The following is a 12534-nucleotide window of genomic DNA, read 5'->3' as shown; positions in this document are numbered from 1 at the left end:
GGGTTATTGGCCATCACGGCTTTGGGTTGCATTGGGCGTGACGAAAAGCTCGTAGAGCTTGAGTTCCTTGAGCTCCTGAATCACGACTTGGGGCAGGTCAGACACCGAACCCAGACCACCGGGCTGCTGCTCCAGTTCACGCAGCACCTCGGCGCGCCATTCAGGGTTGCTGGAGATGTCTTCTTCGGTCACCACACGTTTGGGAGGGAAGATGCGGGCGCAAATAACGCCAGCCAGAACACAGCCGGCCAGGCCTGCGAGCATGGCGTAGGCATGAGCCAGTTGTTTGGACTCGACCACCGAGCTCAGCCAGCGGCTGGCTGCAAAAAATCCGAGCACGCTGATGCCGATGCCAATCAGGATGGACCAGCTCAGGTGCTTGAGGTCGACGGTATCGCCCCAGACCTCAGCGAGTTGCCAGTGCGAGGCTTGCTTGTCGGAACTCATAGCCTTGTCTCCTTGCTTGTTGTTGTTCCCGTTTCGGGTAAAAAAGCCTCGCCCGGATGTGCCTGGCGAGGCTGAGGATGCTTAGTGCTGGGCGCGAATTTCTTGCAGCACTTCCAGTGCGCGATCGGTGCGCACGTCATGCTCGGCAGCCAGGCGCTTGGCGACGATCTCTACTTCTTCACCAACGGCACCTGCGACCAGCGCAATATTGCGAGCGTGAAGTGCCATATGGCCACGCTGAATGCCTTCGGTGGCCAGCGCGCGCAAAGCACCCAGGTTCTGGGCCAGACCCACGGCGGCGGCAATCTCGCCCAGTTCCTGGGCGGACTTCACCTCCATGATCTTGAGTGCCAGGCGCGCCAGCGGATGGGTCTTGGTGGCCCCACCCACCAAGCCCACGGGCATGGGCAGTTCGATGGTTCCCACCAAAGCACCGGCATTGTCTTTTTCCCAGTGCGTCAGCGAGGTGTATTGGCCGTTGCGGCTGGCATAGGCATGGGCACCGGCTTCCACCGCGCGCCAATCGTTGCCTGTAGCGACGATGACGGGGTCGATGCCATTCATGATGCCCTTGTTGTGGGTAGCGGCGCGGTAGGGGTCAATGGCTGCGAAAGTGTAGGCGTCGAGCACGCCTTCAATAATTGCTTCGCCGCTGCGCTCTTTGGTGGCCAAGGTTTGTGGTGTCAGGCGTACACGAGCACGGGCCAGGCGCAGATCTGCCAGGTTCGAGAGAATGCGCAGGCGCACCGAGCCACCGGTAATCTTTTCCACCAATGGCGAGACCGATTCAGCCATGGTGTTCACGGTGTTGGCACCCATGGCATCGCGCACGTCCACGATCAAGTGCATCACGACCATAGGGCCGCGTGGAGAATCAGGGAAGACATGGATTTCGATGTCCTTGCAGCCGCCGCCCAGGCTGATCAGCACCTTGTCTCGACTATTGGCTTGCGCGAGGATCTCATCGCGAGCCTTGAACAAGGCCAGTCTTGCACCATAGGGGTCGCTGATGCCGACGATTTGCACCTGCGCACGCATCAGCGGCAAGGTACTCGACGTTTCAAAGCCTCCGTCTTCACGGGCCAGCTTGGCCATATAGGAAGCAGCAGCAATGATGGAGGGCTCTTCCACTGCGAGCGGAATCAGCACATCGCGGCCGTTGATGCGGAAGTTGCCTGCGACGCCCATGGGTAGCTCGAACGTGCCCACCACATTTTCGATCATGCCGTCAGCCAAGGTGGCGGGCAGGGCGCCCGCTTGGGTCAGTAGATTGCGTTCTTCGGCGCTGAGATTGCACGCGGTGGCGACATGCTCCCAGCGCTGTGCGGGGGTGAGAGCTCGGAAATTGGGAAGACGCGAATCGACGGCCATGAAAACTCCTACAGATCCAAATCTGGATATCAATACAAGGGGACGGTTGGCCGAGAATTTATTCAAACTGTACCTTTTAATACAGGTACAGTTTGCAAGAACAGTACTACCACAATGCAGCATTGGACCCATCTGCATACATACTGGCAACTCACGATCTAGGAGACTTGAATGGCGGGTGGTAGCAAGCGTCAGGCCCCTATTGCAGAGCGTTTAGCTGATTTGATAGGGCAGCAAATAACCGATGGCGTGTATCGTGCAGGGGACAAGCTGCCGTCCTTGCGTGAGCTGGCGCATTTGCACAGTTACGCCAAAAACACCGTGGTGGCAGCCTTTGACCTTTTGGTCTCGCGCGGCTTGGTGGAGTCACGGCGCGGTGCCGGCTTTTATGTTCAACCCCAGGCCCGCCATGCGGTTCAGGATGAAGACGCAGGGCAGCTCAATCGTGCGATGGATGTGGTCTGGTTGATGCGCGAGCAACTCAAGACCCAGCCAGATGCTGTCGCGGTTGGCGATGGATTTCCGCCTATAGAGTGGCTGGCCGATATGCGCATGGATCGCTATCACCAGAAAGTGGTGCGAACCGGACTGGGGTCCCTGTTTCGCTATGGCAGCCGCTTTGGCTATGCGCCGCTGCGCGATAGCCTGGTGCGCAAGCTGGGTGTGTTCAGCCTGGGTGTCACACCTCAGCAACTGGTCCTGACCCAAGGTGCGAATGAAGCCATGGATCTGGTGATTCGCTACTTCGTTCCTCCCGGCGCGACGGTGCTAGTGGACGATCCTGGCTACTACCTGCTGTTCGGCAAGCTCAAGCTGGCAGGAGCACGCGTGTTGGGAGTCCCCAGGCAAGCCGATGGGCCCGATGTCCAGGCTTTGGAGCAGTTGCTGTTGACCGAGCGCCCGCGCTTGTTCTTTACCCAGTCTCTGGCGCACAACCCCACTGGCTCGGACATCAGCGCTGCCAAGGCTTACCGCGTCCTGCAGCTGGCAGAACGGCACAACCTCTTGCTGGTAGAGAACGACCCATTGGCCGATTTCAAACCGACTTCGTCAGTGCGTTTGTCCACGCTGGATCAGCTGGAACGCACGATTTATATAGGCAGTTTTTCCAAGTCATTTTCTGCAGCCCTTCGCGTGGGATTCATCGCCTGCAGCGATGCTCTAGCCAGCGACCTGGCAGATTTGCGATCACTGATCCATGTGAGCGGGTCCGAATACTGCGAGCGCATGGTCGATGTGATGCTCCGCGAAGGCCATTACGAGCGGCATCTCGTGCGCTTGCGCCAACGTTTGGGCAAGGCAACGGAGCAGGCGCTGGATTGGTTGGAGATGCACGAGTGCGAGGTGTTTGCGCGTAACCCTCAGTCGCTATACCTCTGGGCCACGTTCCCCGGCAATCCCGATGCCGTGCGTCTAGCCGAGCGTTTGCTCGCCCACAAAGTCACCATGGCTCCGGGCCATGTTTTCAACCTCGATCCGAGCCAGACATCGCCTTGGTCGCGCTGCAATGTAGGTGCCATGCTGGACCCCCGCTTTGAGGTGGCCTATCGAGCAATGCAGGAGCTGCGCTAGTCGCTTCTGCACCGCTTTGCGGAACTCACTCGTTGAGGTCCAAAAAGAGAGAGGTGGCTTCGGTCGAGAACTGCCTTCCCTGGACTCATTGACGCTACGGGGCTTGTGGTTGCCGATCACGGACCGCTACCTGAGCGGCCTCCATCGCCAATACCTGTTTGGGAGCGTCGTCTGTCTTGAGCGGCGCTTCGTCCTCGGAGTCGGCTGCCTGGCTATATTGGCTCGCGCGTATGGGGCGCTGCCCAGACCAGTGCCAACAACTTGTTCATGCGCGGTTTCCTCGCGGAAGGCAAAACCTACCCGGATGGTCTGCGCATTCGTCTGGATAGTTATTTCGGCTACTTTGCGGAAATATCTTTTGCTTTGGAGCGTGTCGAGGTGCTGAGAGGCCCGGCTTCGGTTCTCTATTGCCAGGCGTCTGGAGGCCTTGTCGTCAGTTGACCTGCATCTGGGCCTTGCGTGCCGCATCGCCCAGTCGTTTGTATTCGGACTGTGTCAGTGCTTCGAAGGCTTGTGCCGCAGACCCCTTGGGGGTGAATCCGGCCTGTACCAGTTTGTCCTTGACGGCGGGATCGCTCAGGGCCTGGTTGATGGCAGTATTGAGTCTGGCTGTGATCGCTGGATCCAGCTTGGCTGGGCCATATACGCCGAACCATGGATCGACTGCGTAGCCTTTGAGGCCGCTCTCCGCGATTGTCGGCACATTGGGTAACGATGGACTGCGCTCGCTACCAGCCACGGCCAGTGCTTTGAGCTTGCCTGCCTGAATGTGCGGCAGGGACGCGGGCAGGTTATCAAACATGGCGGGCAGGTGGCCGCCAAGCATGTCGGTAATACCCGGTACGCTGCCTTTGTAGGGCACATGGACAGTATCCAGGCCTGTCATTTGCGCAAACATCACGCCAGCCAGGTGCATGCTGGTTCCGGCGCCGGCCGTACCGTACTGAAAGCCTGGGTTCGCTTTGATATAGGCGATGAGCTCCTGCACGTTGTTTGCCGGGAAGCCCTTGCCCACTTCCAGCACGATGGTGGAATAGCCCAGCATGGAGACTGCAGTGAAGTCCTTGCGGGGATCAAACGCCATCGATTTGTAGATGTGCGGGTTGAGCGCATTGGTGGAGATGGCTCCGAAACCGATCGTGTAGCCGTCGGGCTTGGACTTGGCCACGGCATCCATGCCGATATTGCCTCCGGCGCCAGGCTTGTTCTCGATCACCACCGGCTGACCCAGTGTGCGTGCCATGTGCTCACCCACGACTCGTGCCACAAGATCGGTCGTTCCTCCAGCCAGATAGGGAACGACAAAGGTAATGGGTTTTTGCGGGAAAGCTGCTTCTGCGCGAGCGGTTGCCATGGTGGTGAGCGCACCTACGGCGCCAATTGAGGCGAGTATCAGTCGACGGTTCATTGAGGTCTCCTTGGTAGTTCTATTGAGTAGCGTTTGAAGTCAAGATCCGGACTCTGCTTGAAGCAAGGCCTTGGAGGCTGCTATCACCCGAGTCAGAGTGAAAAGCAGTGTATTTGTTCAATGCGGTCCGTGGGAGCTCGGTCTGGCAACTGTTGGCCAAGTGATAGACACGGATGCGGGGCGGGCGCTGGCAACCCATTGACCTGTAGCCAATGGAAGCCTCGAAAGGGGGAGGGGGCCTTCATAATCAAGGCCTCCAACTTGTTCGAGATGCCTACTTTTCGTTATGGATAAATTGTTGTTGCAGCAGCTGGTGCTGAAACGGCTGGCCGAGGACCTTCTGCAAGTCGAGCAGGCAGCGAGGGTTGCCCATGAAGCGGCGACTCATGAGGAAAATATCGCCGAAAACAAATACGACACATTGGGTCTCGAAGCTGCCTATCTGGCTGCTGGCCAAGCTCGCCGCGCGGAGGCCATCCGCCAAGCAATGACCAATTGGCGCAAGTTCCGCCCGCAGCCCTACAACGCCAGCCAAGGTATACAGCTCGGCGCACTGATCTGCCTGGTGGATTCGGACGACAAGCAACAACAGATCTTTCTCGGCCCGGATGGGGGGAACATGAAGTTGCTCAACGGCGCTGAGCTCATCCAGGTCATCAGCAGCAAAGCCCCCTTGGGCAGGGCTATGCTGGGTAAGTGCGAGGGTGATGAGGTGTCGGTACAGGCCGCTCCGGTCCGACCGCAGTTCGAGGTGCTGTGGGTTCAATAAGCCGCGAGCAAGTTCACGCTGGATTGATCGGAAATCATCTGTTTCAAGCCCTTCAGGCTGGCTCATGGCCGGAAGGCTGCGGCGTCATGAATTCCTGGAGCAGACATTTGATGTGAGCGCCAGATCTTCCTGTGCCTGATTTTGGGGTCACAAGTGAATGAAGCGTTCGGCCAGAAGCTGACTTTCATGGCTTTTTATCGAGTGACAGCTTCCCGCCTCAAAGGAGGCGTTACTCAAACTCAGCCACGATGAGCGACGCCGATTCGGCCATCGCCACCAACAATTTCTCAGCAGCCACAAAGGTCGTGGGGCAACTCTGCCGCATATAATTTCCACACTATGACCCGTCGTCTGGCCATGTTCTTCGTGATGCTGAGCATCTTCTGGCAAGCCCTTGCTGTGGCTGGTCAGATGCCTGTCTTCGCGTCTCATGAAGAACTCGAGCACGCGGCGATGCATCTGCAAGAGGAAGGTCACCACCACCATGATGATGGTGTCGTGGAGCTTGATGACTCCTCTGACTCCAAACTGCACATGATGGCCGATGGAATGCCATCCGCAGCGCTCGAGGTGTTTGCCTTGAATGTTCCTGCACCGGACTGGGGTAGCTCTTCGCCCAGCCCAACCCTCGATTCCATACTCCCATATCCCATCTTGGAAGGCCTTCGACGGCCTCCCAGACATACAGCCTAGCTCTCTTTAGGTCGGCTTCATTCGCCTGAAGCCATCCCTTCGTTCGTGCATGCCATGTCTGTCGCAGTACATAGCGACGGCGTTTCATCGCACTCAGAGCATCTAGAGGCTTTGTGAACCCCAAATTCAAATGGAGGCTCTGCATCCTTGCAGGGCTGACGTCGGCGTGCACTTCTTATGCACAGCCGGCGGAAGGCGTTGCTGCGTCCAGTTTGAGCAGCAACATTCAAAAAACAACCCTGGCATCTGCCGTTGAGGCGGCCTGGAATCGCGCCGTTGCCTCTGCGGAGGCAGCAGGCATTTCTCGGCAGGCCATTGCAGAAAAGACAGCATCAAGTGCTCTTTGGGCGGCACCTCCCTCAGTGGAGTTGAGCCACCGAAACGATCGTCTGCAAAGCAACAACGGTGTCCGCGAGACGGAAGTCGCGTTGGCCGTCCCTCTCTGGCTTCCTGGGCAGAAAAGTGCCAAACAGCAGGCCGCGGACTCGCTGTCATCTCTCTCTTTGCTATCTGAGGCCGAGGGGAAGCTGCGTATTGCTGAAGTCGTCCGTGAGCTTCATTGGCAGATTGCGGAGCTGCAGGCCAACCAATCGCTGTCAAAGCAACAGACCAGCACTTTTGCGGCCATCGCATCCGACGTGGATAAGCGTGTCAAAGCCGGTGATCTGGCAAGAGCAGATGCCTTGGCAGCCAAAGGGGAGCTTTTAAGCGCACAAGCAGCTCAGTCGCAGGCTGAAACCCAGCTTGAAGCAGCAAAGCGTCAGTGGACAGCGCTGACGGGCCTGGCTCAGACGCCTGACGCTACGTTGGCAAGTGTTGAAAGCCCGTCTCCTCGCCAGTTGGCTGAGCACCCCGAGTTGTTGCGTGCGCAACAACAGGTAGACCTGGCACGCAAGCGTGTGGGCTTGGTTGCCAAATCGAATCGCAGTGCTCCAGAGCTGATCACCAAGCTCAGGCAGGACATGCCGGGCCATGGCCAGGGTTCCGCCTACAGCCTGGGGCTTGCTGTTCGTATCCCATTTGGCACTGACGATAGAAATGCGCCATTGCAGGCTGCCGCCTTGACCGAGCTGGAAGTGGCTCAAAGCAAGGAGCAGGTGCTTCGCACTCAGTTGTCTGCTCGCATGGAGAGCGCCAAGGCGGCAGCACAAGCAAGCCAGACGCAGCTGCAGACAGAGCGCGAAAAAGCCACTTTGCTCAACGAGAGAGCCGGGTTGATTCGCGCCTCTTTCAACGCAGGCGAAACATCTCTCCCGGAACTCCTGCGCGCAGCCAGTGCGGCTGCTCAAGCCGACTACAGCGCTGCTCGCCAGGAGGCTGCATTTGGCCTCGCACGAGCACGCCTTCAACAAGCCTACGGACAACTGCCATGAATTCCCCGCTTTCAATTCCTCGCGTTGCTAAACGCTTGCTCTTACTGGGCAGCTTCGCTCTTTCTTCGGGGTTCGCTTTCGCATCCCCTGGTGCACACGGCCCCAATGGAGAGCATTTGGACGCCGCCCCTACTGCGGGAGCTACTTCCTCTTCACCACGACTCGAGGCCAAGTCCGAGAGCTATGAGCTGGTTGGCCGTCTCCAAGGTGGCGAGTTCTCCATGTTTATCAACCGCTTCGCGACCAATGAACCTGTTGACCAGGCCAAGGTGGAAGTCGAGCTGGGTCAGCTGAAAGCCCTTGCGCCTTATCACTCGGACCAGGGCGACTATGCCGTGGCTGACGAGAAGTTCTTGGCAGAACTGGGCAAGAAAGGTTCACACGCACTGGTGATCACGATCCTGGATGGCAAAGAGTCTGACTTGCTGGATGGAACCTTGGTGGTCGGAGCAACAACGGCTGCTACTGAGGCCGCCCATGCTCATGGAGAGGAAAACGCTTTGCTGCTTGGCGCTCTGGCAATTGCAGCGTTGGCGGCAGTCGGTGGATTGGGATGGCTCTTGGGCCGTGGCTCTAACAGCAAGCTAGTAAAGGGAGGCGCCCAATGAAGCGCATCGTCATCATGTCTGCGGTCTTGGCCGCCACCATGGCTCAGGCTTCTCTCGGCGCTCATGGCCCCAACGGAGAGCATCTGGATACGGCCTCGGCCACTCCATCGGCAGCAGGCTTGAGTCGCCTGCCTGATGGCAGCGTCAATGTGCCCATGCTGTCCCAGCGTCGATTGGCAATTCGCACGGAAATTGCCTCGATGTCCGAAGCAAGCGCAACCACCGAACTGCCAGCCAAAGTCATTGCAGACCCCAATGCCAGTGGCCTGGTTCAGACGGTTGTGGGCGGAAAGATTGAGGCCGCAGCCCAAGGCCTGCCGTTCGCGGGCAAGAGCGTGCGCAAAGGAGAAGTCCTGGCGGTTGTGGCCCATCACGCAGACCCCCTTGCCTTATCTGGGCAGCGTTCCCAGTTGGCCGAACTCAGAGGCGCCCGAGAAATCGCGCAAAAGCGTGTGGAGCGACTCAAGGGGCTTGAAGGCACTGTTCCACGCAAAGAGATCGAGGCGGCTCAGACAGAACTTTCAAGCCTGAAGGCGCGTGAAAGCGCAATCGGTGGCGGCCTGGCGGCCAAGGAAAGCGTGGTGGCGCCCGTCTCGGGTGTCATCGCCAGCGCCAACGTGGTGCTTGGCCAGGTTGTCGAATCCAAGGATGTCCTGTTTGAGATTACGGATCCATCCAAGATCATGGTGGAGGCCACAACCGCAGATCCTGCTCTAGCAGCCAACATCAGCACAGCAACGATCAAAGCGACGCCAGGTGTCCGTTTGGAGCTCATTGGTGCCGGTCGTCGCTTGCGTGACGGCGTGCTGCCATTGACCTTCAAGGCGGTCGCAGCCGATGGTACTCAGCAAATGCCGATTGCTATCGGCCAGCCCGTCACCGTCATTGCCAACTCCAAGCAAAGTGTCAAAGGCTTTGTTCTGCCTGCACAGGCAGTCACCCGCAATCCAGCCAATGAGCCAGTCATCTGGATCAAGTCAGGTGCAGAGCGCTATATCCCGCAACCCGTGCAGTACCAAGCGCTGGACGCGAACCGGATCGTCGTCACCAAGGGACTTGGCGATGAAAACCGGGTCGTGGTTCAAGGTGCGGCGCTGATCGCACAAATCCGCTGAACTGTGAGGTGACACATGTTCAACTGGATTGTTCGCAGCAGCCTGCATAACCGGCTGTTTGTGCTGGCGTTCGCTGCGATATTGATGATCTACGGGATCATCACGGCAGTCAAAACGCCTGTTGACGTCTTCCCGGACCTCAACAAACCTCTGATTACCGTTCTGACTGAAGCCGGGGGCATGGCTCCTGAAGAAGTCGAGCAGTTGGTGACTTTCCCCATTGAAACCGCATTGAATGGCATGCCGGGGGTGACTCGCGTGCGCTCCATGTCTGGGGTCGGCTTGTCGATTCTCTATGCCGAGTTTGACTGGGGCACTGACATCTACCGTAATCGCCAGTTGGTGGCGGAGCGGCTTGCCCTTGTGCGAGAACGACTTCCCGCTGATGTGGTGCCTGTGATGGGACCTGTGTCCTCCATCATGGGTGAGGTCATGCTGCTGGCCTTGCCCTTGAATGTGAGCGAAAAAGGCGCATCGGCCGCAACCCCCATGCAGGCTCGGGAGTATGCAGACTTTGTGCTGCGCCCCCGCTTGCTGGCTGTCCAAGGGGTTTCGCAAGTCATTCCCATCGGGGGTGAAGTACGTCAATTGCGTGTGGAGCCTGACACCGCCCGGATGGCTCAGTTCGGCGTCACCCTTTCTCAGCTGGAAACGGCTCTCAAGGGGTTTGCTGGCAACGCAGGCGGTGGTTTCATCGACCTCAATAGCAAGGAGTATCTGATCCGCCACATTGGGCGTACCAACAAGGTCGAGGACCTGCAGTCCGCTGCAGTGGCCTGGCGCGATGGCCGTCCGATCCGCCTGGAGCAAGTTGCCAATGTCCGCTTCGCTGCGGCCATGAAGCGCGGTGACGGTGGTTACAACGGCTCTCCTGCGGTCATCGTCAGCGTTCAGAAGCAACCTGAAGCCGATACCGTTCGCGTGACTCGTGACATCGAGCAAGCGCTTCGTGAACTGAGTAAAGGTCGCCCCGAAGGAATCAGCGAACCCAGAGCCTTGTTCCGGCAGGCAGACTTCATTGAAGCCTCCATTGGCAATGTGACAGAAGCACTGCGTGACGGGGCCATCATGGTCGCCATCGTGCTGTTTGCCTTCCTGCTTTCAGCCAGAACCACGTTGATCTCACTGGTCGCGATCCCTCTGTCGCTGGCGGCCACGGCGCTGGTATTCCACTGGTTGGGCCAATCCATCAATGTGATGACCTTGGGTGGACTTGCCATTGCCATCGGAGAGCTGGTTGACGATGCGGTGGTGGACGTGGAAAACATTCTGCGCAGACTCAAGCAAAACCGGGAGCTGGAGCACCCGATGCCGACGCTTGAGGTTGTCCGCAAAGCCAGCGTGGAGGTTCGCTCCGGCATCGTCTATGCCACGGCCATCGTGGTGCTGGTGTTCGTGCCGCTGTTTGCCCTGCCAGGAGTCGAAGGCCGCTTGTTCTCGCCGCTGGGGATCGCCTACATCATCTCCATCCTGGCATCCATGCTGGTATCGATGACAGTGACGCCGGTGCTGTGTTCCTACCTGCTGCCAAGGATGAGGCGCATCGATCATGGAGACAGTCCCATCGTCAAGCGCCTCAAGCATTGGGATGAAAAGCTGCTGGCCTGGTCTTTCCCAAGAAGCAAGGCGCTGATGGCTGCGGCCTTGGCCGCAGTAGTGATTGCACTAGCCAGCGTTCCTTTCTTCCCAAGGGCGTTCCTGCCAGCCTTCAATGAAGGCTCGCTGGTTCTGGGCATGGTGTTCAATCCGGGGACGTCATTGGCAGAAGCCAATCGCATGGGCTCCTTGGCTGAGACCTTGATCATGGAGGTGCCCGAGGTCACCCAAGTCGGGCGCAGAACAGGTCGAGCCGAGCTGGACGAGCATGCCGAAGGGGTTCACTCTGCAGAGATCGACGTGGATCTGAAGCGCAGCGAGCGTGATCGTGAAGCCGTAATGGCTGATATTCGCGCAAAGCTGTCCGTGCTGCCTGCACAAGTTGCTGTAGGCCAGCCGATTTCTCACCGACTGGATCATTTGCTGTCTGGTGTCCGCGCTCAGATCGCCTTGAAGATTTCCGGTGACGATACCGACACCCTGCGTGGTTTGGCCGAACAGATGCGCCAAAGTCTTTCAAGCATCCCTGGCCTGGTTGACCTGACCGTCGAGAAGCAAGTGCTGATTCCTCAGATTACTGTGCGTCTTGACCATCAGAAGGCAGCTCAGATGGGCTTGGCTCCTGGAGAGGCTATTCGTGTGCTGCAAGCGCTGACGGATGGTGCTCATGGTGCACAGATCGTGGATGGCCCGCGTCGCTACGAGCTGGTGCTGCGTTTGCCTGATGAAGGTCGCAGCCCGCAAGACCTGGCTCGAACCCTGATCGACACACCGGCCGGCCGCATTCCCGTCTCGGCTATCGCGACGGTTTCCGAGACGGATGGACCCAACCAGATCGGCCGGGAAAACGGCCGCCGTCGCATCGTGGTCTATGCCAACACGGATGGCTCGGACATGAGTCGTATCGTGCGTGACATTCGTGCGGCGATCGATCGCACCCAGCTGCCGACCGGCAACTCCATCTCTCTGGAAGGTCAGTTCCAGGCTCAGGAGCAGGCGACGCAGAAGATTGTCTGGCTCTCACTGATGTCTCTGGCATTGGTGTTCCTGGTGCTGTACACGCGCTACCGCTCAACCACGCTGGCCTTGATCATCATGGCCAATATCCCATTGGCACTGGTAGGCAGCGTGATTGCCATGTGGCTTTCAGGGATCACGCTTTCCGTTGCGTCCATGGTCGGCTTTATTACCTTGACGGGTATTGCGGTTCGCAACGGCATCCTCAAGGTGAGCCACTACATCAACCTCTGCAAGTTTGAAGGGGAGCAGTTCGGCCAGCCCATGGTTGTCCGAGGCTCGCTGGAGCGCTTGACGCCTGTGCTGATGACCGCGCTGGTCGCTGCGTTTGCCCTGACGCCTTTGCTGCTGTCGGCAGATGCCGCAGGCAAGGAAATCCTGCACCCAGTCGCGGTGGTCATCTTCGGTGGCTTGGTGAGCTCCACTCTCCTCGACACCCTGTTGACCCCCTTGATGTACCTGGCGTTTGGCAAAAAGGCCACCGAAAGGCTTCTGGCATCAAATCCAGATGCCGAGGGCACACCTGAGCAGCAAGAAGCGTTTTAAGGCAATGACGGGCTTTGAG

Annotated in this window: 11 protein-coding genes; 8 read left to right on the top strand and 3 right to left on the bottom strand. The window is 58.4% G+C overall.

Going from position 1 to position 12534, the window contains the following annotated elements:
• Positions 1-3 precede the first annotated feature (3 nt).
• Positions 4-447 carry a hypothetical protein gene (locus NOX35_RS17190; protein WP_256494130.1) on the bottom strand — a complete coding sequence of 148 codons (444 nt, stop codon included), beginning with the start codon at positions 445-447 and terminating at the stop codon, positions 4-6.
• An 81-nt stretch (positions 448-528) separates the two neighbouring features.
• Complete coding sequence (locus NOX35_RS17185) at positions 529-1818, bottom strand: hydroxymethylglutaryl-CoA reductase, degradative (protein WP_256494129.1); 1290 nt, start codon at positions 1816-1818, stop codon at positions 529-531.
• Positions 1819-1989: 171 nt separating this feature from the next.
• Here NOX35_RS17185 and NOX35_RS17180 point away from each other — a divergent pair, with 171 nt between their 5' ends.
• On the top strand, positions 1990-3390 hold the full coding sequence (locus NOX35_RS17180) for a PLP-dependent aminotransferase family protein (protein ID WP_256494128.1): 1401 nt from the start codon (positions 1990-1992) through the stop codon (positions 3388-3390).
• A gap of 204 nt (positions 3391-3594) precedes the next feature.
• Entirely contained in the window at positions 3595-3831 is a 237-nt protein-coding gene (locus NOX35_RS17175; protein ID WP_371878552.1) for a TonB-dependent receptor plug domain-containing protein, read from the top strand.
• Here NOX35_RS17175 and NOX35_RS17170 read toward each other — a convergent pair.
• Entirely contained in the window at positions 3824-4798 is a 975-nt protein-coding gene (locus NOX35_RS17170) for a tripartite tricarboxylate transporter substrate binding protein (protein WP_182283417.1), read from the bottom strand. The genes NOX35_RS17175 and NOX35_RS17170 overlap by 8 nt on opposite strands.
• Positions 4799-5084: 286 nt before the next feature.
• Here NOX35_RS17170 and NOX35_RS17165 point away from each other — a divergent pair, with 286 nt between their 5' ends.
• The 6 genes from NOX35_RS17165 to NOX35_RS17140 all read left to right on the top strand — a co-directional run bounded on the left by NOX35_RS17165 (position 5085) and on the right by NOX35_RS17140 (position 12515).
• Complete coding sequence (locus tag NOX35_RS17165) at positions 5085-5567, top strand: GreA/GreB family elongation factor (RefSeq protein ID WP_256494126.1); 483 nt, start codon at positions 5085-5087, stop codon at positions 5565-5567.
• A gap of 339 nt (positions 5568-5906) precedes the next feature.
• A complete protein-coding gene (locus NOX35_RS17160) occupies positions 5907-6260 on the top strand; it encodes a hypothetical protein (protein ID WP_182283415.1) in 354 nt (117 codons plus the stop codon).
• Positions 6261-6373: 113 nt separating this feature from the next.
• The gene (locus NOX35_RS17155) at positions 6374-7633 is read left to right on the top strand and encodes a TolC family protein (RefSeq protein ID WP_232537986.1); all 1260 of its coding nucleotides are present in this window, start codon (positions 6374-6376) and stop codon (positions 7631-7633) included.
• 221 nt (positions 7634-7854) lie between these two features.
• Positions 7855-8241 carry a hypothetical protein gene (locus tag NOX35_RS17150; RefSeq protein WP_232537985.1) on the top strand — a complete coding sequence of 129 codons (387 nt, stop codon included), beginning with the start codon at positions 7855-7857 and terminating at the stop codon, positions 8239-8241.
• Positions 8238-9356: an efflux RND transporter periplasmic adaptor subunit gene (locus tag NOX35_RS17145; RefSeq protein WP_256494124.1), complete on the top strand. Its 1119-nt coding sequence runs from the start codon at positions 8238-8240 to the stop codon at positions 9354-9356. Before NOX35_RS17150 ends, NOX35_RS17145 begins: the two co-directional genes overlap by 4 nt.
• A gap of 15 nt (positions 9357-9371) precedes the next feature.
• Positions 9372-12515 (top strand): efflux RND transporter permease subunit, encoded by a 3144-nt coding sequence (locus NOX35_RS17140; RefSeq protein WP_182283413.1) that lies wholly within the window; start codon positions 9372-9374, stop codon positions 12513-12515.
• The last annotated feature ends 19 nt before the right edge of the window (positions 12516-12534 follow it).

It is taken from the genome of Comamonas sp. C11 (assembly GCF_024496285.1).
Classification (GTDB): Bacteria; Pseudomonadota; Gammaproteobacteria; order Burkholderiales; family Burkholderiaceae_C; genus Comamonas; species Comamonas testosteroni_F.
The sequence above is the reverse complement of the archived record's forward strand: the minus strand, read 5'-3'. Positions and strand labels throughout refer to the sequence as shown.

Bases quoted from the DNA above. Each gene is read 5' to 3' on its own strand.
- NOX35_RS17190 (WP_256494130.1), bottom strand. From the start codon at position 447: ATGAGTTCCGACAAGCAAGCCTCGCACTGGCAACTCGCTGAGGTCTGG.
- NOX35_RS17185 (WP_256494129.1), bottom strand. From the start codon at position 1,818: ATGGCCGTCGATTCGCGTCTTCCCAATTTCCGAGCTCTCACCCCCGCA.
- NOX35_RS17180 (WP_256494128.1), top strand. From the start codon at position 1,990: ATGGCGGGTGGTAGCAAGCGTCAGGCCCCTATTGCAGAGCGTTTAGCT.
- NOX35_RS17170 (WP_182283417.1), bottom strand. From the start codon at position 4,798: ATGAACCGTCGACTGATACTCGCCTCAATTGGCGCCGTAGGTGCGCTC.
- NOX35_RS17165 (WP_256494126.1), top strand. From the start codon at position 5,085: ATGGATAAATTGTTGTTGCAGCAGCTGGTGCTGAAACGGCTGGCCGAG.
- NOX35_RS17160 (WP_182283415.1), top strand. From the start codon at position 5,907: ATGACCCGTCGTCTGGCCATGTTCTTCGTGATGCTGAGCATCTTCTGG.
- NOX35_RS17150 (WP_232537985.1), top strand. From the start codon at position 7,855: ATGTTTATCAACCGCTTCGCGACCAATGAACCTGTTGACCAGGCCAAG.
- NOX35_RS17145 (WP_256494124.1), top strand. From the start codon at position 8,238: ATGAAGCGCATCGTCATCATGTCTGCGGTCTTGGCCGCCACCATGGCT.
- NOX35_RS17140 (WP_182283413.1), top strand. From the start codon at position 9,372: ATGTTCAACTGGATTGTTCGCAGCAGCCTGCATAACCGGCTGTTTGTG.